Annotated in this window: 22 protein-coding genes; 13 read left to right on the top strand and 9 right to left on the bottom strand. The window is 63.1% G+C overall.

Translation table 11 applies throughout. The annotated features are described in order from the left end of the window. Positions 1 to 12: 12 nt before the first annotated feature. The 11 genes from AB843_RS13855 (at position 13) to AB843_RS13805 (ending at position 10,639) form a co-directional block, all read left to right on the top strand. Positions 13 to 1,158 carry an aminodeoxychorismate synthase component I gene (locus tag AB843_RS13855; RefSeq protein ID WP_082143826.1) on the top strand — a complete coding sequence of 382 codons (1,146 nt, stop codon included), beginning with the start codon at positions 13 to 15 and terminating at the stop codon, positions 1,156 to 1,158. Between the two features lie 31 nt (positions 1,159 to 1,189). After that, a complete protein-coding gene (locus AB843_RS13850) occupies positions 1,190 to 1,474 on the top strand; it encodes a YciI family protein (RefSeq protein WP_048647465.1) in 285 nt (94 codons plus the stop codon). Between the two features lie 201 nt (positions 1,475 to 1,675). Continuing rightward, positions 1,676 to 3,121 carry a homospermidine synthase gene (locus tag AB843_RS13845; protein ID WP_048647464.1) on the top strand — a complete coding sequence of 482 codons (1,446 nt, stop codon included), beginning with the start codon at positions 1,676 to 1,678 and terminating at the stop codon, positions 3,119 to 3,121. Positions 3,122 to 3,268: 147 nt separating this feature from the next. Then, positions 3,269 to 3,649: an Omp10 family outer membrane lipoprotein gene (locus tag AB843_RS13840; protein ID WP_048647463.1), complete on the top strand. Its 381-nt coding sequence runs from the start codon at positions 3,269 to 3,271 to the stop codon at positions 3,647 to 3,649. Between the two features lie 30 nt (positions 3,650 to 3,679). Further along, complete coding sequence (locus AB843_RS13835) at positions 3,680 to 4,363, top strand: zinc metallopeptidase (RefSeq protein ID WP_048647462.1); 684 nt, start codon at positions 3,680 to 3,682, stop codon at positions 4,361 to 4,363. Positions 4,364 to 4,386: 23 nt separating this feature from the next. After that, positions 4,387 to 5,640 (top strand): phenylacetate--CoA ligase family protein, encoded by a 1,254-nt coding sequence (locus AB843_RS13830; RefSeq protein ID WP_048647461.1) that lies wholly within the window; start codon positions 4,387 to 4,389, stop codon positions 5,638 to 5,640. Positions 5,641 to 5,819: 179 nt separating this feature from the next. After that, on the top strand, positions 5,820 to 6,815 hold the full coding sequence (locus AB843_RS13825; RefSeq protein WP_048647460.1) for a DctP family TRAP transporter solute-binding subunit: 996 nt from the start codon (positions 5,820 to 5,822) through the stop codon (positions 6,813 to 6,815). Positions 6,816 to 6,983: 168 nt separating this feature from the next. Then, positions 6,984 to 7,679, top strand: coding sequence for a TRAP transporter small permease (locus AB843_RS13820; RefSeq protein WP_206412887.1), 696 nt, complete (start codon positions 6,984 to 6,986; stop codon positions 7,677 to 7,679). Positions 7,680 to 7,683: 4 nt separating this feature from the next. Further along, positions 7,684 to 9,303: a TRAP transporter large permease gene (locus tag AB843_RS13815; RefSeq protein ID WP_048647459.1), complete on the top strand. Its 1,620-nt coding sequence runs from the start codon at positions 7,684 to 7,686 to the stop codon at positions 9,301 to 9,303. Between the two features lie 274 nt (positions 9,304 to 9,577). After that, entirely contained in the window at positions 9,578 to 10,255 is a 678-nt protein-coding gene (locus AB843_RS13810) for a GNAT family N-acetyltransferase (protein WP_048647458.1), read from the top strand. 183 nt (positions 10,256 to 10,438) lie between these two features. Next, on the top strand, positions 10,439 to 10,639 hold the full coding sequence (locus tag AB843_RS13805) for a hypothetical protein (protein WP_048647457.1): 201 nt from the start codon (positions 10,439 to 10,441) through the stop codon (positions 10,637 to 10,639). A 6-nt stretch (positions 10,640 to 10,645) separates the two neighbouring features. Here AB843_RS13805 and AB843_RS13800 read toward each other — a convergent pair whose 3' ends face one another. The 4 genes from AB843_RS13800 to AB843_RS13785 all read right to left on the bottom strand — a co-directional run bounded on the left by AB843_RS13800 (position 10,646) and on the right by AB843_RS13785 (position 14,676). Then, on the bottom strand, positions 10,646 to 11,728 hold the full coding sequence (locus tag AB843_RS13800; RefSeq protein ID WP_048647456.1) for a nickel/cobalt transporter: 1,083 nt from the start codon (positions 11,726 to 11,728) through the stop codon (positions 10,646 to 10,648). 3 nt (positions 11,729 to 11,731) lie between these two features. Further along, complete coding sequence (locus AB843_RS13795) at positions 11,732 to 12,400, bottom strand: DUF1007 family protein (RefSeq protein ID WP_048647455.1); 669 nt, start codon at positions 12,398 to 12,400, stop codon at positions 11,732 to 11,734. Positions 12,401 to 12,574: 174 nt separating this feature from the next. Next, entirely contained in the window at positions 12,575 to 13,477 is a 903-nt protein-coding gene (locus AB843_RS13790; RefSeq protein WP_048647454.1) for a LysR family transcriptional regulator, read from the bottom strand. An 11-nt stretch (positions 13,478 to 13,488) separates the two neighbouring features. Further along, on the bottom strand, positions 13,489 to 14,676 hold the full coding sequence (locus AB843_RS13785; RefSeq protein WP_048647453.1) for an amidase: 1,188 nt from the start codon (positions 14,674 to 14,676) through the stop codon (positions 13,489 to 13,491). Between the two features lie 547 nt (positions 14,677 to 15,223). Here AB843_RS13785 and odc2 point away from each other — a divergent pair. Both odc2 and AB843_RS13775 read left to right on the top strand, forming a co-directional pair. Further along, the gene (gene odc2, locus AB843_RS13780) at positions 15,224 to 16,357 is read left to right on the top strand and encodes an ornithine/lysine decarboxylase (protein ID WP_048647584.1); all 1,134 of its coding nucleotides are present in this window, start codon (positions 15,224 to 15,226) and stop codon (positions 16,355 to 16,357) included. Between the two features lie 87 nt (positions 16,358 to 16,444). Continuing rightward, a complete protein-coding gene (locus AB843_RS13775) occupies positions 16,445 to 17,020 on the top strand; it encodes a GNAT family N-acetyltransferase (protein ID WP_048647452.1) in 576 nt (191 codons plus the stop codon). A 206-nt stretch (positions 17,021 to 17,226) separates the two neighbouring features. Here AB843_RS13775 and AB843_RS13770 read toward each other — a convergent pair whose 3' ends face one another. The 5 genes from AB843_RS13770 to AB843_RS13750 form a co-directional block, all read right to left on the bottom strand. Further along, positions 17,227 to 17,508: an SCP2 sterol-binding domain-containing protein gene (locus AB843_RS13770; RefSeq protein WP_048647451.1), complete on the bottom strand. Its 282-nt coding sequence runs from the start codon at positions 17,506 to 17,508 to the stop codon at positions 17,227 to 17,229. A 121-nt stretch (positions 17,509 to 17,629) separates the two neighbouring features. Continuing rightward, positions 17,630 to 18,169 (bottom strand): MarR family winged helix-turn-helix transcriptional regulator, encoded by a 540-nt coding sequence (locus AB843_RS13765; RefSeq protein ID WP_048647450.1) that lies wholly within the window; start codon positions 18,167 to 18,169, stop codon positions 17,630 to 17,632. 615 nt (positions 18,170 to 18,784) lie between these two features. Further along, positions 18,785 to 19,303 (bottom strand): hypothetical protein, encoded by a 519-nt coding sequence (locus AB843_RS13760; RefSeq protein ID WP_048647449.1) that lies wholly within the window; start codon positions 19,301 to 19,303, stop codon positions 18,785 to 18,787. Further along, positions 19,300 to 19,722, bottom strand: coding sequence for a hypothetical protein (locus AB843_RS13755; protein WP_048647448.1), 423 nt, complete (start codon positions 19,720 to 19,722; stop codon positions 19,300 to 19,302). The genes AB843_RS13760 and AB843_RS13755 overlap by 4 nt, the downstream gene beginning before the upstream one ends. Positions 19,723 to 19,745: 23 nt before the next feature. Then, a complete protein-coding gene (locus tag AB843_RS13750; protein ID WP_244467982.1) occupies positions 19,746 to 20,288 on the bottom strand; it encodes a rod-binding protein in 543 nt (180 codons plus the stop codon). Between the last annotated feature and the right edge of the window lie 88 nt (positions 20,289 to 20,376).

Below are 20,376 nucleotides of genomic sequence, written 5' to 3'. Positions count from 1 at the left end.
GGCGGCAGGTCGGTGCAAGCGGACAAAGAATCCTCCGTCCTGTTCCGCAACGATGCGGATGGCAGGGAGATGCTGTTTTCCCGGCCGCGCGAACTGCTCGTCGCCTGGGACGGCGCGACGCTGTTTCCGATGCTCGAGAAGGCCGAGCGGGCGCGTAGCGACGGCTTATGGCTGGCGGGCTATCTTTCCTATGAAGCGGGTTATCTGCTCGAGCCGAAGCTGGCGCCGCTCCTGCCGGCGGCGCGACGCGGGCCGCTGCTGCGGCTGGGCGTTTTCGATCCGCCCGACGAGCGGCCTATCGTCGATGGCGAGGAGGCCGGGCAGGCCGGGCTTTTCGACGCGCAGGCAAGCTGGCGGTTTGACGATTATCGCCGGCGCTTCGACCGGTTGCACCGGCATCTCATGGCCGGCGATTGCTATCAGGCCAATCTGACGTTTGCGATTTCCGCCCGCTGGCGCGGCACGCCGGCCGAACTGTTCAATGCGCTCGGCCGGCGGCAGCCGGTGCGCTACGGGGCGCTGGTCGATCTCGGCTGGCCGGTGATCCTCTCGCGGTCGCCGGAACTGTTTTTCGAGGTTTCGCGGGATGGCTGGATCGAGGCCCTGCCGATGAAGGGCACGGCGCCGCGCGGTGCAACGCCCGCCGAAGATGCTGCGCTGAAGGATTTTCTGCGCAGCGATCCGAAGAACCAGGCGGAAAACCGCATGATCGTCGATCTGTTGCGCAACGACATTTCGCGCATCTGCGAAGTGGGAACGCTCGGCGTGCCGCAGTCCTTTCATGTCGAGACCTATCCGACCGTGCATCAGATGGTCAGCCGGGTGCGCGCCCGGCTTGCGGGCAGGCCCAGCCTGCTCGAGGTCTTCTGCGCCCTGTTCCCCTGCGGTTCGGTGACGGGCGCTCCCAAAATCCGCGCGATGGAGATCCTGCGTCAACTGGAGGATGCGCCGCGCGAGGCCTATTGCGGGGCGATCGGCTGGGCGGCGCCCGATGGCAGCATGCGCTTCAACGTGGCGATCCGCACGGTGTCGCTCTTTCCCGACGCGAGCGCCGTCTACAATGTGGGCGGGGGTGTGGTGTACGATTCGACCGCTGAAAGCGAATACGCGGAAGCGCTCCTGAAGGCGCGCTTTGCCGAAAGTCCCGACGCACGCTGAATTATCCCAGAACAGAAGAGGAAGAACGCGGATGTTTGTCGTTTCCTTGACGTATCTTGTTCCCATCGAGGACGTCGATGCGCATATTCCCGCCCATATGGCATGGCTTGAGAAGCACTATGAGACGGGTGTCTTCATCGCCTCCGGCCGCAAGGTGCCGCGCACGGGAGGCGTCATCCTGGCGCGCGGCGACCGCGCCGTTGTCGAGCAATGCTTGCGGGAAGATCCTTTCACCGTCCACAACCTGGCTGAATACGAGATCATAGAATTCCTGGTGTCGAAGACGATGCCGGGCCTGGATGCCCTTAAGGAATGACAAAGCCTGTCCGACGCTGCAAAGGGTTTGCGCTTTATTGTGACAGCGTTCTGTGTTTTGAGGCTATAGCATTTTGCAGTCAGGTGGTATCACCTGACGCCCGCATAAATGCGGAAAAACAAAGAGATAGAGCGTCCTTTATGCGTTCAAACGGACGCATAAAGGACGCTCTGGGGACCGTTGTTTTGAGAAAGGCGCGTAATGGCTGCGAAAGACTGGCCCGTTCATGGTGAAATCACCGGCCCGATCGTCATGATCGGCTTCGGTTCCATCGGCCGCGGCACACTGCCGCTCATCGAGCGCCACTTCAAATTCGACAAGTCCCGCATGGTGGTGATCGATCCGGTCGACAACGACCGCAAGCTGCTCGACGAGCGCGGCATCCGCTTCGTCCAGGCACATGTCACCAAGGACAATTACAAGGAATTGCTGAAGCCGCTGCTGACGGAGGGCGAAGGGCAGGGCTTTTGCGTCAATCTGTCGGTCGATACCTCGTCGCTCGACCTTATGAAGTTATGCCGCAAGCTCGGTGTGCTCTACATCGACACGGTTGTCGAGCCATGGCTCGGCTTTTACTTCGACGACAAGGCCGACAATGCCTCGCGAACCAATTATGCGCTGCGCGAGACGGTGCGCCAGGAAAAGGCCAAGAATCCCGGCGGCACCACGGCGGTGTCCACCTGCGGCGCCAATCCGGGCATGGTTTCCTGGTTCGTCAAGCGGGGCCTCGTCAATCTTGCCCACGATCTGAAGCTCGACTTCGAGGAGCCGGGGCCCGAGGACCGTGACGGCTGGGCCCGCTTGATGAAGGCCTGCGGCGTGAAGGGCATCCACATCGCCGAGCGCGACACGCAACGCACCAAGAAGCCCAAGCCGATGGGCGTTTTCTGGAACACATGGTCCGTCGAAGGTTTCGTCTCCGAGGGCCTGCAGCCGGCCGAGCTTGGCTGGGGCACGCATGAGGCCTGGAAGCCGAAAAACGCCCGCAAGCAGAAGAAGGGCAACAAGGCGGCGATCTATCTGGAGCAGCCCGGCGCCAACACGCGGGTGCGCAGCTGGTGTCCGACGCCCGGCCCGCAATACGGCTTCCTGGTCACGCACAACGAGGCGATCTCCATCGCCGACTTTTTCACCGTGCGCGACAAGAAGGGCAAGCTCGTCTACCGGCCGACCTGCCACTACGCCTACCACCCGTGCAACGACGCGGTGCTGTCGCTCAACGAAATGTTCGGCGCGGCGGGCAAGGCGCAGCCCGTGCAGCATGTGCTCGACGAGACCGAGCTGGTCGACGGCATCGACGAGCTGGGCGTGCTGCTCTACGGGCATGACAAGAACGCCTACTGGTACGGTTCCCAGTTGTCGCTCGAGGAAGCGCGGGCGCTGGCGCCCTATCAGAACGCGACCGGACTGCAGGTGACGTCCGCCGTGCTGGCCGGCATGGTGTGGGCGCTGGAGAACCCCGAGGCCGGCATCGTCGAGACCGACGAGATCGACTATCGCCGCTGCCTGGAGATCCAGATGCCGTATCTCGGGCCGGTCAAGGGCTACTATACGGACTGGACGCCGCTCGACGGGCGCCCCGGCCTTTTCCCCGAGGATCTCGACGAACGGGACCCGTGGCAGTTCCGCAACATTCTCGTGCGTTGAGAGCCGGCCGACGCGCCGTGCTTGCATTGGCGCGGAAATCGGGCAATTGAAAAACGGCATGGCCTGATTAGGATGCAGGGCTGGGCCTGACTTCGAGAGGCGGTGCGCTGCCTGCACTCTTCCGGCGCGCAATAGGAGGTCGATACCATGAAGGCACGGACTATATTCACGCTGGGCGCCGTGGCGGCGGCTCTTGCCCTGGCGGGCTGCCAGAGCGATTTGTCCGGCGGCGGCCGGCAGGCCTCCCGGCAGTCGGGTGTCGAGGGCCAGTGGATGGGCGCCGACGGCGTCGCCGTTTCAACGCTTCAGGGCGGCCGTTTCAGCTCGCGCGCCCTGCAGACCGGTGAGACGCTGACCGAAGGCTCCTACACCCATCGTGACCAGCGGACGATCGACTTGTCGTTCTATTCGTTGAAGAGCCAGCGCAACACGTCGGCAACCTGCCTTCTGGCAAACACAAGCCAGATGAATTGCACGCTGGCCAACGGCACCAATTTCGTGCTGACGCGCAGCGCCGGCGTTTCCTGATAGAGCGGCCATGAGGGCGGGGCGCACAGCATGCTGATCGCCCTGGCCGGCCTGGTCCTTCTGGGCGTCATCGTCCTGCCGCAGTTCCTGGTGCGGCGCACGTTTGCGCGGCATGCCGCTGACCGGGCCGACATTCCGGGCACCGGCGGCGAACTGGCGCGCCATCTGCTCGACAATTTCGCCCTCGCGCATGTGGCCGTCGAGGTCACGGATCGCGATGGCGATCATTATGATTCCACCAACAAGGCGGTGCGCCTCAGCGAAGCCAATTTTTCCGGCCGGTCGCTGACGGCGGTGGCGGTCGCCGCGCACGAGGTTTCGCACGCATTGCAGGATGCGCGCGGCGAGCGCTCGTTCGCCGTCCGGCAAAGCCTCGCCGGCCTGGCGGCGTCAACCGACCGTCTCGCCGGCGTGTTCTTCATTGCCGCGCCCGTGCTGATGATCCTGGTTCACACGCCGTTGGCGCTGATCGCCCTCGTGCTTGTCGGCGTGGCGCTGCTGGCAGTCCGCGTTGTCGTCATGCTCGTCACCCTGCCGGTCGAATTCGACGCCAGCTTCGCCAAGGCGTTGCCCATCCTCGAACAGGGAAACTACGTCGCGCCGGCGGACTTGCCGGCGGTGCGCGCGGTCCTGCGCGCCGCGGCGCTGACCTATCTGGCCGCGGCGCTGATTTCGCTCGTCAACCTTGCCCGATGGGTGCGATTGCTGCGATAAACCTGAAAACTCTGGGAGGAACAATGACACCGCACTTCGATGCGTTGGAAATCCGCGACCCGGCGGAGCGCGAGCGCGAGCTTTTCGAGCGCTTGCCGCGCTTTCTCAGCGAGGCCGTGACGAAGGCGGAGGGGCTGGCCGAATGGCTCGCCGGCATCGACCTTTCCGCAGTTACAGACCGTGCCAGGCTGGCGCGCCTGCCGGTGCTGCGCAAGCCCGAATTGCTGACGCGTCAGATGGCGCGCCCACCGTTTGGCGGGTTCGTCAATCCCGACGCGCTCGAAGGCGCCCGTGTGTTCGTGTCGCCGGGTCCGATCTGGGAGATCGAGGGCGGCGGGGCCGATCCCTGGCAGGCGGCACGTGCCTTCTTCGCAGCCGGGGTGCGGCCCGGCGCCAGGGTGCACAATGCGCTTGCCTATCATCTGACGCCCGGCGGCTTCGTGCTCGACACCGGAGCGCGGGCGCTTGGCTGCACAGTGCTGCCGGCAGGCACGGGCAACACCGACATTCAAGTCGAGGCGGCAGCCGTCTTCCGGCCCGATGTCTTTGCCGGCACGCCGGATTTCTTGAAGCTCATGCTCGACCGCGCCGACCAGGCCGGCAAGGATCTGTCCTCCTTCCGCATCGGGCTCGTTTCGGGAGGGGCCCTGTTTCCCTCGCTGCGCGAAGAATATCGCAGGCGCGGCATCACGGTGCTGCAATGCTATGCAACCGCCGAGTTCGGTGTCATCGCCTATGAGACTGCGACCGCTGACGGCGAACCGTTGCCGGGCATGGTGATCAACGAGAACCTGATCGTCGAGATCGTCCGGCCGGGCACGGACGATCCGGTCCAGGAAGGGGAGGTCGGCGAACTGGTGGTTACCAGCCTCAACCCGGCCTATCCGCTCGTGCGGTTCGGCACGGGCGACCTGTCGGCTATCCTGCCGGGGCAGAGCCCCTGCGGGCGGACCAACATGCGCATCAAGGGCTGGATGGGGCGGGCCGACCAGCGGACCAAGATCAAGGGGATGTTCGTCGATCCGAAACAGATCGACGAACTGACCAAACGTGAAGCGGGAATCGATCGGGCTCGGCTGGTGGTGACCCGCAAGGGCGCGAACGACGCGATGGAACTGCACGTGGAGCCGGTGGAGGGCGTCGCGCTCGACACCGGCGCGGTGGAAGCCAGCCTGCGCGATATCACCAAGATCACCGGCCGCGTTCTGGTGGTGGCGCGCGGTTCCCTGCCCAGGGACGGCAAGGTGATCGCCGATGAGCGCGACTATTCCGACTAAAGCACTAGGCGTTGGAGTGTGGCGCGATTCCCGCCTCGCTTGATTTCATTCGCTCCGTGTCACAGGATGGCGGTCAAAGCTGTGGGCGGGGTGCCGGGCGGGTTCCGGCATCACGCCACCAATAACGACAGCGGCGGCCATCATGGGATGGACGCATCAACGCGAAGTGGAGGAGAATCATGAAACTTCTGATCGGCACCTTATCGGTACTTGCCTTGACCGCGCTCACCACACAGGCGCAGGCGCAATGCGATTCTGGCGAAATGGTCATCAAGTTCAGCCATGTGGTGGCTGACAAGGGGCATCCCAAGGGCGATGCCGCGCAGCTTCTGGCGCAGCGCGTCAACGACGAGATGAACGGCACGGCCTGCATGGAGGTCTATCCGAACTCGACGCTCTACGACGACGACAAGGTGATGGAAGCGCTGCTTTTGGGCGATGTGCAACTGGCCGCCCCGTCGCTGGCCAAGTTCGAGGCCTACACCTTGAAATACCGGCTGTTCGACCTGCCGTTCCTGTTCCCGACGCTGGATGCGGTCAACAATTTCACCACCTCCGACGACGGCAAGGCGCTGCTCAAGGTGACCGAGGACGAAGGCTATACCGGTCTCGGTTTCTGGTCGTCCGGCCTGAAGCAGTTCTCCGCCGGCAAGCCGTTGCTCGAGCCAGCGGATGCCGCAGGGCTGAAATTCCGCGTGCAGACCTCCGATGTCGCCGTGGCGATGATCGAGGCCATGGGCGCTTCGGCGCAGAAACTGGCTTTCAAGGAGGTCTACGGCGCCATGCAGACCGGCGTCGTCGATGGCCAGGAAAACAGCTGGTGCAACATCTACACGCAGAAATTCTTCGAGGTGCAGGATGGCATCACCGAGACCAACCATCAGCTTCTGGCCTATCTCCTCGTCACGTCCACGGAGTGGCTGGAAGGGCTTGATCCGGCGGTGCGCGACCAGTTCGTCAAGATCGCCGACGAGGTGACGGCGGCGGCCAACGCCGAGGTTGCCAACCAGGAAAATGCCTGCCGGCAGAACATTCTCGATGCCAAGGGCACCATCCGCGAGCTGACGCCCGAGCAGCGCGCCAAATGGGTGGAGACGATGAAGCCGGTCTGGGCCAAGTTCGAAGGCGACATCGGCAAGGAACTGATCGATTCGGCCGCCGCGAGCGGCTCCTGAGGCGACAAGTCCGGGGCCTGTCGGTCCCGGAGCATGACGGTTCGTGGTGCGGTCCCAACAGATGGTTCCCATCTGTTTCGGTCAGACCACTAGGCCGTCAGATTAGGCGTTTCCCGTTTCCATCTGGAGATGGGGAGCGTCCGGTTTGTCTTCCCCAAGGAGATTTCCATGGCTCTGCTTTGGCCGGTGCTGGGGCTCATTGCCCTGGTGTTCGTTCTGTTCGCCGTCGAGCGGCGCTTTCCCGACGCTGTGGGGCGGTTCGAGGAAAACGTCCTGGCGGTGCTTCTGGCGACCATCACTCTCGTCTCCTTCACCCAGGTGGTTGCGCGCTACGGCTTCAACAGCGGTTGGGGCGGAGCGCTGGAGCTGACGCGCATCCTGTTTGCATGGATGATCCTGTTCGGCATGAGCTATGGCGTCAAACAGGGCATCCATCTGGGCGTCGATGCCTTCATTCGACTGGCGCCGCCGCGCCTGTTCCGCGCCATCGCCATCTTCGGCGCGTTATGCGTGTTCCTTTACGCCTTCATTCTTCTCTATGCCGGCTGGCTGGCCTTTTTCGGTGCTTCGGTGTCGACCAACTGGCGCCAGACGGGCGCCATCGGCTACTGGACCTTCATGTTCGATCGCGGCACCGGTCTCGACGATCTGCGCTATCCCGAATGGATGCAGGAAACGTTCGGCCTGCAGGAGCGCGTGCAGCGCTGGGTGGCCTATCTGATGCTGCCGATCGGCCTGGCGCTGCTCGCCTTCCGCGCGCTGCAGGGGATGGTGGCGATCGCCAATGGCAGCCGCGACCTGATCATCGCCGGCCATGAGGCGGAAGATCTCGTTGCTGCAAACAAAGACGCGTTGAAGGAGTAGGACGATGGAACCGGCGATCCTGTTTGTCTTCGTTCTCGTGCTTCTGTTTCTCGGCGTGCCGGTGGCGGTGTCGCTGGGGCTTTCCTCGTTGCTGATCATCGCCTTCTTCTCGCAGGATTCCGTCTCCTCGGTGGCGCTGCAACTGTTCACCGCCTCGCAGAACTACACGCTGCTGGCCATCCCCTTCTTCGTGCTCGCCTCGGCGTTCATGTCGACAGGCGGCGTGGCGCGGCGCATCATTCGCTTCGCCATCGCCTCCGTCGGTCACTTCAAGGGCGGCCTGGCGATGGCCTCGGTGCTCGCCTGCATGATGTTCGCGGCCCTGTCCGGCTCGTCGCCGGCAACGGTCGTCGCCATCGGCACCATCGCCATCGTCGGCATGCGCCAGGTGGGCTACACGAAGGAATTCGCAGCCGGCATCATCGCCAATGCCGGCACTCTGGGTATTCTCATCCCACCGTCTATCGTCATGGTCGTCTATTCGGCTGCAACCGATGTTTCGGTTGGCCGCATGTTCCTGGCCGGGGTTGTGCCGGGCATCGTTGCCGGCCTGATGCTGATGATCGCCATCTATGTCATGGCGCGGCTGCGCGACCTGCCTTCGGAAGAGTGGAAGGGTTTTCACGAAATCCTCGAGGGCGGCAAGCAGGCCGGCTGGGGCCTGTTCCTGATCATCATCATTCTGGGCGGCATCTATGGCGGCGTCTTCACGCCGACGGAGGCGGCCGCCGTCGCCGCCGTCTACGCCTTTGTCGTGGCTGTGTTCGTCTATCGCGACATGGGGCCGATGAAGGGTGTGGGCTGGGTGCTGGAAACCGACACGAAGCGCGCCCGCGTCGGCTTCTCGGCCAGCGTCTATGCGCTGGCGTTCTTCTTCGTCTGGATGATCATGAGCTTCTTCCTGACGTCCAAGTGGGACGGGGTGACGCTTCAGGGCCGGGCACTGACCGGGCTTGCCGCCTCGCTTGCCGTGATGATCGCCTATGCGATGTGGCGCGGCGGCGAGGCGGGCCTGACGGGGCTGCCGCACCAGCTGACCGCCAGCCTGCCGATCTGGCGGCGCAATCTGGCGCTGATGGGACGCAACTTCCTGCGCGCCTTCTTCAACGAGGAGACGCGCAAGGTGACGGTCGATGCGGCACGCACCACGGTGATGCTGATGTTCATCATCGTCAATGCGCTGTTGTTCGCCCATGTGCTGACCGCCGAGCGCATTCCGCAGACCATCACCAGCGTGATGGTCGATGCCGGATTCACCTGGTTTACCTTCCTGATTGCCGTCAACCTCTTGTTGCTGCTCGGTGGCCAGTTCATGGAACCGTCCGGCCTGCTGCTGATCGTTGCGCCGGTCGTTTTCCCCATCGCCATGGAGCTCGGCGTCGATCCGATCCACCTCGGCATCATCATGGTGGTGAACATGGAAATCGGCATGATAACGCCGCCGATCGGCCTCAACCTGTTCGTTACCAGCGGAATCACCGGGATGAGCCTGATCCAGGTGGTGCGCGCGGCGGCGCCCTTCGTCCTGGTGCTGTTCGCCTTCCTGATCATCGTCACCTATGTGCCGATCCTCTCGACATGGCTGCCCTACAGCCTGATGGGACCCGAGATCGTCGTGCGGTAGGGCTCGATGGCACGAAGTAACGCGGATTTGAACGAGTTCGTTAAGTAAACGTTAACGAATTGCCGATAGTATTCGTGGTGTCGAATCGGCTTTTCCTCCTCCCAAGCACGGTTCGAAACGGGGCGGTCTTGCAATGACCGCCCCGGCCGTATCCGGTGCTGCCATCCAGAACGCTTCCATCGACCACTGGCGCAGGCCCGCACGGCCGGCTGGGCCTTTCGGGGGACGTCGTTTCATGCTTTCCAGATGGCGATACCGGATTGGAGATCGCCGCATGCAGACCGACCTCACCGCCTGGACCGCCCGGCCGCGCCCGGCACGGCAAACGTTCGAAGGGCGCACGGTTCGCCTGGAGCCGCTCGACCCTGAAAAGCATGGCGACGACCTGTTCGCCGCCTCCACCGTAGCGGACATCGACACGCGGTTTCGCTGGCTGTACGACCACCCGCCGCTGGATCGCGCGGCGTTCCAGCCCTGGCTCGAAAGTGCCGCCGCCAGCACGGATCCTTTGCATTTTGCCGTCATCGACCAGGAAACCGGCATGGCCGGCGGACGCCAGACATTGATGCGCATCGACCCGGCGAACGGCTCGATCGAAATAGGCAACATCTATTGGGGACCGGCGCTTGCCAGGTCCGTGCGGGCGACGGAAGCATTCTACCTGTTCGCCCGACACGTTTTCGACGATCTCGGCTATCGGCGCTTCGAGTGGAAGTGCAACAACCGCAACCAGCCGTCGAAGCGCGCGGCGGAACGGTTCGGCTTCACCTTCGAGGGCGTTTTCCGCCAGCATCTGGTGGTCAAGGGCGAAAACCGCGACACGGCCTGGTTCTCCATCCTCGACCATGAATGGCCGGCGTTGAAAAGTGCATTTGACGCATGGCTTGATCCGGTCAATTTCGATAATGAAGGCAGGCAGAAGGTGCGGCTTGAAGCCTTGATGGGCCGCTAGATCACGATGATTTTGGATTGAATCAATCCAAAATCATAAACGTGATCGCTCTCAATAGGTTGGAGCGGGATGCGAGCGGAAAACCGCTTCACACTTTTCCTCATCCCGCTCTAGTCGGATATGTGCAGCGTGCCGTGAAACCGGGCCGGTCTCACGGCGGCGCGCCAATGGGTGTAAAAGCTTTTGACGGAAAACCGAAAATCGGCCATTGCCGCGGCCATCATCATCATCGGCTTCGGCATCGTGGCATTCCTCATGCCACGCATCATGCTGGCGGTCGGCGACTATTCGACCGCGGCTGCCGGTGTTATCGCCGTTTGCTTCGTCGCGGCTTTCTTCCTGGTCTTCTGGCTGCGGGCGCGGGTGCAGAAAAAGCGCGATTAACCTTCGTCAGACGCTCAGGCTGGCCGCCAGCAGCGCCAGGCCGAGCAGCATGACCAGCGCCGCGCCGCCGATCTCGATCGCGTTGTGAATGCCGGTGCCGAGGCGTCCGCCGCCCGACAGGGCGACCGCCCAGTTCTTTGCCGTCACCGCCAGCGTCGCCAGGATCGACACGGTGATCGCCGTGCCGATGGACATGGCGAAGACGGACAGGACGCCACCCAGCCAGAGCCCGTTGAGGAAAGCGAAGGTCAGGACGATCAGCGCGCCGGAACAGGGACGGATGCCGACCGCGGCGATGGCCGAGGCGGCCGTCTTCCAGTCCAGCCGGTCGCCCGTCAGTCGTGACGGGTCGGGTGCATGCGCGTGGCCGCAGGTGGCGCAGACTTCACCCGGACCATGATCATGATGCGCATGATGGTGGCCATGATCATGGCCATGATCGTGGTCGTGTGCGTGGCGGGCGACAGCTTCACCCACATGGGCCGCCGAAAGGCTGTGCATCGGCGGCCCTTCATCGGCCGCGCGGCGCAGGAGCCGGCGCGACTTGCCCCACAGAAGCCAGGCGCCGAAGGCGGCGATGAGCGCAAAACTCACGCTTTCCAGAAACCAGGTTGCGTCTGTCATGGAGATCGCCGTGCCGCGCAGGGCCAGAAAGACGACGCCCATCAGGACGATCGCCGTCAGCCCCTGCAGCAATGCCGAGGCGAAGGACAGGAGCACACCCCGCCTGAGCGCCACTTCGTTGGCCAGCATATAGGAGGAGATCACCGCCTTGCCGTGACCGGGACCGGCGGCGTGGAAAATGCCGTAGGCAAAGGACAAGCCGACCAGCAGCCATGGCGCGCCATCGTCGTCGCGCATGGCTTTCAGCGCGCCGGTGAGCATGCGGTAAAAGGCTTGCTGCTGGGTGTTGATCCACTGCAACACGCCGGCAAAGGGGCCGAACGGTTTGATCGACGGCTCGGCGGCGCCGATGCCGAGCGAGCTTTGCGCCAGAGCGCCATCGGCGGCGAGAACGACGGCGCAGAGGATGGCGGCGGTCAGTGCGAGGTGCCGAGTACGGCGGCGGTTACCGTAAGCGTTACGCATCGCTCAGCTGTCCTTGCCGCAGGCGATTTCCAGGCGGGTGGCAAAAATCTTGCTCATGTCGTTGCCGGTCGGATCGTTGAAGAAGGCTTCGGTGAGCGTCTGCTGGTTCTGGGCAATGGCCTCGTCCGCGTCCGGGCGGATGACGCGGCGCGTGCAGTCATCGGGCATGGCGTCGACGGTCATATACTCATCCTCGAGAAAGTCGATGGCCGTGTAGAAGGTTGGATCGTAGATGGCGAAATCGACCTTGCCCTTCAGGGACAGAGCGGTTTTCGGTTTCGATTCGAACAGGATGATCAGCTGGTTGTCGACGAAATCAGCGATCAGGCGGTCCGGCGCCTGCATGGTCACGTCCTTGCCGTCCTGGGTGACGATCTGAAAGTAGCCGTACTCCGCCAGCGAGCTGTATACGGTGTCGGCCACGTCCTTCAGTTCATCCGCGTCCAGCTTCATGTCCTGGTTCTTGTCGAACTCGACCAGGACCGTGCTGGAAAACAGATCGTCGAAGCGCCAGACATGATGCAGTGTCTCGACATTGCGGTTCTGGTCCACCGAAACGTCGAGACGGGCTTCGGCGAAGATGTGCGGATGGGACAGGACAGGGCCGGCGGCGGTAAGCGCGAAGAGAGCTGCTGCGGCGGCTTTCACGGCGTTGGACTTCCAGACCTGCATGCGCGCCTCGCTAGAGCATTTGAGCTGCCAGGTGGTTTCACCTGACGTCCGCATAAATGCGGAAAAACAAACAGATAGAGCGGGGCAGCGTTTCCATGAAACGATGAACCGGTCTAAGGAAAAAACGTTTCGCGCTTGTCTAGCATGAACCCGGCGGAATTTGGACGTGGCGCGTTATCCCGAGGGATAATTTTCCTTCAGCCAGCGTGCCAGGTAATCGACCAGAACCCGCACCTTGGCGGGCAGATAGCGGCGGTGCGGGTAGATGGCGAAAATGCCGGCCCCTTCGGGGCTCTTCTTCTCCAGGAGCGGTACCAGATTGCCGGCTGAAATCTCCGGATCGGCGATGAAATCGGGCAGGATGGCGAAACCCAGGCCGGACAGGGCGGCGGCGCGCGCCGTCAGCGGGCTGTTGACCTCGATGCGGCCGGTCACCGGAACGTTGATCGTCTGGCCGCTGTCGTCCAGGAACGGCCAGTTCTGCCGGTAGCGGCCATTGGTATCGACGATGCACGGCAGATGTGTCAGCTCCTGCGGCGTCGACGGTCTGCCATGGATGGCGATCAGTTCCGGCGAGGCGCAGAGTACCACGCGAAACGGCGCAAGCCGCTTGGCGATCAGCGATGAATCGCTGAGCTTGGTGATGCGGATCGCCAGGTCGAACCCTTCTTCCACCAGATCGACGAAGCGGTCGTCGAGATTGATGTCGAGGGTAATGTCGGGATTGGCCTTGGCGAAATCGATCAGCGACTGGCCGATCGGCGCATCGGCATAGGTGCGCGGCGCCGACAGCTTGATGCGGCCTCTGACATCGCCGGAGGATTGGCGCACCGCTTCGGTCAAGTCCTCCATATCGCGCAGCAATTCGATGGCCCGCGCGAAATAGGTGTGGCCGGCCTCCGTCAGCGACAATTGCCTGGTGGTGCGGTTGAGCAGGAGCGCACCGAGCTCGTCCTCCAGTTCGCGCACATATTTCGACAAAAGGGCTTTCGACCTGCCGACCTTCCGGGCGGCGGCGGAAAAACCTTCCGCGTCGACCACATCGACGAAGGCGCGCATGCGGCTGAGAGTGTCCAATGAACTTCCCTTCAGTTTCCGGAGAGGATTTCTGCCGCCAGCCGAATGAGCTGCCGATCACTGCCGGCCGGTCCAAGCAATGAGATGCCAAAGGGTGCGTCATGCACCTGGCCAAGGGGGATGCTGATCTGCGGCCAGCCGAGCAGTCCGGCAAAGGCTGTAAGCGTCAGCGCGCGATTGCGATAGGAGTTCAGTTCCTCGAGCGTCGCGCTCTTGAGCGGGGCGGCGGTCGGTTGCGAAGGCAGGACAAGCACCATGTCGTCATCGAACAGCGCGGCGAATTCCTGCTGGAAGCGGCGCCGGCCCTGGCTGGCGTTTTCCATGGCCTCGTCGCTGATGCCGCGCGCATAATCGAAGCGCTCCTTGACACCGGGACCGAGCCGCGGCTGCGCTTCGGTGATGAAGGGACCGTGCACACGCCACGCCTCGAATGCCTGTATTCTCCTGAAGTATTCGAACAGCGCGTCCGGGGTTTCCGACAGCGCCAGGAAAGCCGGCTGGCGATCGAAATGACGGGTCACCATGCGCAGCATCGTCCCATAGGCGTCACGTTCCTGGTCGCCGAACAGGCAGGCGTCCAGGGCTTCGATGCGCACCGGCTTGGTAAGCCGTGCCTTGTGCGTATCCTCGCCGAGCAGGACCTCGCCGACCTTGGCGTAGACGGTGCGGTCGGCGGCGAACCAGCCCAGCGTGTCGAAGGACGGTGAGAGCGCCATCGTGCCGGCAAGGGGAATGCGGCCATGCGTGGTGCGCAGGCCGAGCAGTCCGCAGAAGGAGGCCGGCGCACGGATCGAGCCATTGGTGTCGGAACCGATGGCGATGTCGGCCAGTCCGCCGGCGACCGCCGCGGCCGATCCGGACGAGGAGCCGCCGGTGACGCGCTGCGGCGCGGCGCGGTTGACGGGGGCGGGATAGTGGGCGTTCAGGCCGATCATCGAATAGGTGAGTTCGTCGGTCTGGGTCTTGCCGATGAAGCGGGCGCCCGCATCGAGCAGCGCCTGGATGGCCGGGGCGGTCTTTGCTGCCGGGGGAAAGGCCTTCTCGCGATCCGGGTTGCCGCCGCCGGTCGCATAGCCGGCGATATCGTAGATGTCCTTGACGCCCAGGGTGAAGCCGGCAAGCGGACCCTCGGCCGACGAGGGCACCGGCGCGTCGGGATAGTCGAGGAATGCGTTCAGCGTGTCGCGTGTCCCGGTCATCGTTCATCCCTCGTTTGCTGCTGGGTTCAAAGTCGGCGTTCGAATCCTTTTTTTCAAGCATGGCAAAAATTTTCGTTGATTGTGACAAGCGACGCGCCTATATCCGCGCTGCCCAAAGTCGCACGTGCCTGTGGGTGTCCGCCGGACCTCGAATATGGCGAGGAAACCGGTACGGTACCTGGACTTAACCACTCCAGTCGGTCTGACGGCCAACCGCCAAACCGAGGACATCTTGAAGCAACGACGGTGCGGGCCTTTCTGGTGTCTGCCGATTGTCCAAAAATCGGGGTTACTGAAGAGGCACACCTTCATTGCCGGCAGTGCGGTTGGGGTCTCCCATACCAAAGCTGAGGCAGACAAAGCGCGTATTCGCCGCAAGGCGGGAACGCACAGAAGCGCGTCGCCGCATGTCCTGGTTCCGGTGCCTCCACCTGCCGGTCCATCGATGTGCGTATCCGCGCCCTTTGTCCACCGCGGCCGAATGGTTTTCGGCCGCAGATTTGAGCTTCAGTGACGCGGCGCGCGGCGCCGCCGATGGAGAGACATGATGGCCACGCAGCGCATCCTCGACTTCCTCGCCACCCGACGTCCCGACGGTCCCTGCCTCGTCGTCGACCTCGATGTCGTTCGCGACAATTTCTGCGCCTTCGAGAAGGCGTTGCCCGATTCCAGGATCTACTACGCGGTGAAGGCCAACCCGGCGCCGGAGATCCTGCGTCTGCTGGCGCAGCTCGGCTCGTCCTTCGACACGGCCTCGGTCGCCGAAATCGAAATGGCGATGAACGCCGGCGCCACCGCCGACCGCATCTCCTACGGCAACACGATCAAGAAGGAGCGCGATATCGCGCGCGCCTTCGATCTCGGCATCCGCCTGTTCGCCGTGGACAGCGTCGAAGAGGTGGAGAAGATCGCCCGCGCCGCGCCCGGCAGCAAAGTGTTCTGCCGCGTCCTGACCGACGGCGCCGGCGCCGAATGGCCGCTGTCGCGCAAGTTCGGCTGCGTGCCGGCGATGGCCGTCGACGTGCTGCGCCATGCCCGCGCGCTCGGCCTCGACGCCTATGGCGTTTCCTTCCATGTCGGCTCGCAGCAGACGGACCTGGCCGCCTGGGACCGGGCGCTGGGCGACGCGCGCCAGGTGTTCGCCCGGCTTTCCGACGAGGGCATCGTCCTGAAGATGGTCAATATGGGCGGTGGTTTTCCGACCCGCTACCTGCGCGACGTGCCGGCGGCGCAGGCCTATGGCCAGGCGATCTTCTCGGCGCTGCGCAAGCATTTCGGCAACCGCATTCCCGAGACCATCATCGAGCCCGGCCGTGGCATGGTGGGCAATGCCGGCGTCATCAAATCGGAAGTCGTGCTGATCTCGAAGAAGGCCGACAACGACAATGTGCGCTGGGTCTATCTCGACATCGGCAAGTTCGGCGGTCTGGCCGAGACGATGGACGAGGCGATCCGCTATCCGCTGGTCACGCCGCGCGACGGGGATGCCACCGCGCCCTGCGTGCTGGCCGGCCCGACCTGCGATTCGGCCGACGTGATGTATGAGAAGACGCCCTATGCGCTGCCCCTGTCGCTGACCATCGGCGACGAGGTGCTGATCGAAGGCACGGGCGCCTACACCACGACCTACGCTTCGGTCGCCTTCAACGGGTTCGAACCGCTCCGATCCTACGTGATCTGAGCGGGGGCGCCCCGCCGTTGAAACTGTGCCGCCTGGGCGCGGCATCGGTGTTGTCGGCTTGAATGGCCGGCTTGAAGGAATGGCGAAATGAACGAAGCTGTTGAGAATGGCGCACCTGTGCCTGCCTTTGCCGTGGTGCAGGAGAGCGCTTTTGATGTTGCCGCGCGCGAGGCGCTGCTCGATCGCGCGATGGGGCCGAAGCGCAAGCGCAAATCCTCGGAGAAAATCCGCCGCGCCCGGCTGCCGGCCGAAGGGCTGGCCTTCGTTGCAAAGGATGCCGAGGGGCGCCTGATCGGCACGGTGCGCCTGTGGGATGTGCGGCTCGGCGAGGACGGACCCGCAGCCCTGCTGCTTGGACCGCTGGCGGTCGATACCGTGCTCAAGGGGCAGGGGGTCGGCGCGGCGCTGATGCGCCAGGCCATCGCCGAGGCGGCACGGCTGGAGCATCGGGCGATCCTCCTGGTCGGCGATGCGCCCTATTACGCCAGGTTCGGCTTTTCAGCGGCCAAGACCGGTAAGCTGGCCATGCCCGGGCCCTATGAGCGGGAGCGTTTCCTGGCTCTGGAACTGGTGGCTGGCGCGCTTGACGACATGAGGGGCACGCTGTTGCCGGCCGGCCGCAAGGCATCGACACGGCGCGCCGCCCGCAGTCTGGCGGCTTGAAACGACCCTGGCGGGCGCCTTGCCGTTACCGGCGGGGTTCGGCGAGGCCGAGCGTCGAAGGGTGGCGGGCGTTCGCGTGAAACACCCGCTCGGTGGCCAGGGTCCGGAGCATTTTCGCAGTCAGGTGAAATCACCTGACGTCCGCATCAATGCAGAAGAAGATGGAGATAGACCGGTTCAGCATTTCCATGAAACGCTGAACCAGCCTAGAGGATCTGGCTCAGCTGCATGGCGACCGACATGTCGCCATCGACCTTCAGCTTGCCCTGCATGAAGGCGGCTGTCGGGGACAACTCGCCGGCGACCATGGCCTCCAGGTCATCCTTGGAGAGGCTGATGACGCAATCGGTTGCCGCGTCGTCGGTCGATACACTGGCGCCGTCGATAACCACCACGCCCTCGGTGCCGCAATCGAATTTTACCGAACTGCTGAAGTCGGCTCCGGCAAGTCTGGCCCTGATCTTCTCGGCGGTCGCTTCCATTCCCATTGATCCTCTCCTGTCAGAACTGCACGGCTGAAACCGCTCTTCGGTGCTGGAAGCTGCCTTGAAACATGATTATGCTATCGGCTCCGAGCGACCGGCAACTAGCCATGGAATGACGTTTACGTCAACGTCTTTCCAGATGGCGCGTTTGCGTCGCGGCGTCGCACATGCCGAGCACGCGATCAAGCAGTTGTATCAGCATGTCGCGGTTTTCTTCCCCGCCCAATTGCTTGACCATCCGCGTTTCATGCTGTTGCCAGAGCCGGGTCATCTGGCCGACAAAGGCTTTGCCCTTCTCCGTCAGATGCAGCGAGTGCGAGCGGCGGTCGATGTCGCCTTTGCGGCGTTCGGCGAGACCACGGTTCTCCAGGCAATCCATCAAGGCGACGAAATTCGCACGCTTGATGCCGAGCTGTTCGGCGATCTCCGTTTGCTTCTGTCCGGGATCGGCCGAAATCAGCGTCAGAACGGCGAACTCGGTCGGGCGGAGTTTCAACGGCGCGAATGTTTCATGGAAATCCTGAAACACGAGCAGCTGGGCCCGGCGCAGCTTGTGGCCTATCGCCGTCGCCATAGGCGGTAAGTCAGTCCTCGTCGTGAACGCTTCCATGCATTCGTGTTCGGCATTCGGTGGGCTATCGCAATTGGCCGTGGGCTGCGTCATATTCACTACTACTCTCCAAACAATTGTACCGGCCCGCATATTTCGCGCCGCTCAGGCGCTGCTTTCCGAGTCCACCGCATTGGGGCGGCGCGACAGGGAAGACTGTTTGCACACGTCTACCGTATAAGGCAACACCTATGAGTGCATTAAACAGATCGCATTTGGACAGGATTGAGGCGAAGCCGCATAAAGTGATCACAATCCTTGCGTGTGATCTTGGCGATGCATCGTTATCAATGGGAAGAGTTCGGATATGATCAATAAGACTATGTAATTGTTATCGTAAATTTACAATTTTATTACACCTGTACTCAGTGGCGCCGGGGTAATCATGGGTCCTTTCGGCTTTCACGCAATCATAAGTACGCGTTCCCTGGTCGATTTCACGCAGGGGGTTTATCATTTGTATATGTAAACGAAGATGCGAGCCTGAACGGGATGGGTGTGCCGCTCTCCGGCGCGCATCGTGCACCTTGGCGCCACCGCTGGCGCTGATGGCAGGTCGGGGTGGATGGAGCTGTGCGAGGCGCGCGACAGCAGCGCCTGAACCGGTCTATCTTCTTGTTTTCGCATCTACGCTGACGTCAGGTAATTCCTCCTGGCCGCAAGAATGCTTTAGTGACCGTCGCTTTTGGGCGCCGGCGCGGCACCTTTGTCAGAGCCGATGCGGCGCGGCGCCGTGTTGGAGCGGATCTCGCTCTTGGTCAGATAATCGGCCTGTTCGATGAACACGTCGTGGATCAGCTTGCTGCCCACCCGTTCGTTGATGCTCTCGCGCAATCCATCGCGGAAGGCGCCGATGTCGAAAGCGCCGTTCCTGGAGTAGTCGATCTGCGGGTTGGCGTAGAGATAGGAATAGATCTCATCGACCAGCACTGCTTTGACCGGCACGGTGAGCGTCTTCAACTGCTGCGAATCGATGGAATAGGAGAGGCGGGTGAGGAAATAGCCCTCTACCGTTCCACTCTTGACCAGCGGGACCGAAACCAGATCGGTGCTGATGTGGTCGAGCCCGCCGAAGAAGGCGGGTGGTGGCGCGGAGGTGCTCCTGGCTTGGGAAGACTGGAAGGAATACAGCACCGCTCCGACGGAGACGGCGCAAATCCAGATGGCGGCCAGGACGAACTTGATCATGCGGGCGATGCCTGGCCGAACTCACGTTCGGAATAGGTGCCGTCCGTCTGGGTGCGCTCGATGGCATCCTGAAGGAGCGCCGCGACCTCACTGACGGCGCTCATGTGCGCCTTGATGGTCGCCTCATTGGTCGCCAGCTTGTCGCGCAGCCGCACCAGCGCGTCGCGATGCAGCGCTGCCAGGCTCGCCTCATTGGCGCTTTTCAGCGCTTTGCTCAACTCGTACAGGTGGCGGCTCTTGCGCGTGTTCGACGCTTTCAGGTCGAATTGCGGGTCGTTGCGGATCGCCAGCGTTTCGGCGTCGATCGTTTCCTCGATGCGGCGCATGATGGCCAGGGCGCTGGCGCCGCCGTGATGGGCGGCCGAGCCGGTCGGGGATGCGGCGGTGTCGGATTTGGCGATGGTCGTCAGATCATACATGAAGGTGTTTCCGTTTCAGGGCGTCAGCTTGTTTTGCCGTCATCGGTGGAAGCGGCGCCGATGCCGAGGGTTTTGGCCGCGCGGCGTTCGATCTCCTCGATGAGCGCGGCGGAGAGCAGGGCGCGCTTGCCCGCCTCCTCTTGCTCGGGGGTCGAGGAAACGGCGCCGATCGGCACTTTCTTCTCATTGTCCAGCGTGTGATCGCCGAGCACGCGGCTGGCGATGCCGAGCCCGCCCTGCGCAGCCAATGTCTCGCTCAGTTGCTGGGCCAGCATGGAGCGCCACATCTCGCCCGCCATGCCTTCGCCATAGAGCGACGTCGTGTCCTCGGGCAAAAGGCTTTGCAGGAAGTTCTGCAGGATCATCGCCTCGAACTTGGTCTCGGTTTCTGGACGCGCTGCATCCGTCGTGCGAGCGCTGCGCGCGGGACCCGCATCGAAAACGGCCGAAAAGCCCGCCGCCGCGCCCGCATGGGCCTGCAGTCGCGCACGGGCGGCTGCGGCCTTTGCCGGGTCGGCGGCGCGTGCCACGTTCAAAACAATGTCGCCGGGAGGCGATATCGCCAAGACGTCCTCCATAGTCCGTTGTTGTCTTGTCATATTCCCAAAACAAGCTTGTGGGAGGCTTGAGCCTCAACCGCCAAGCCCCCAAGCG

It is taken from the genome of Nitratireductor soli, assembly GCF_001050155.1.
GTDB lineage: Bacteria > Pseudomonadota > Alphaproteobacteria > Rhizobiales > Rhizobiaceae > Nitratireductor > Nitratireductor soli.
Note: the sequence above shows the minus strand (reverse complement) of the source record. Positions and strands in the feature narration are given on the sequence as shown.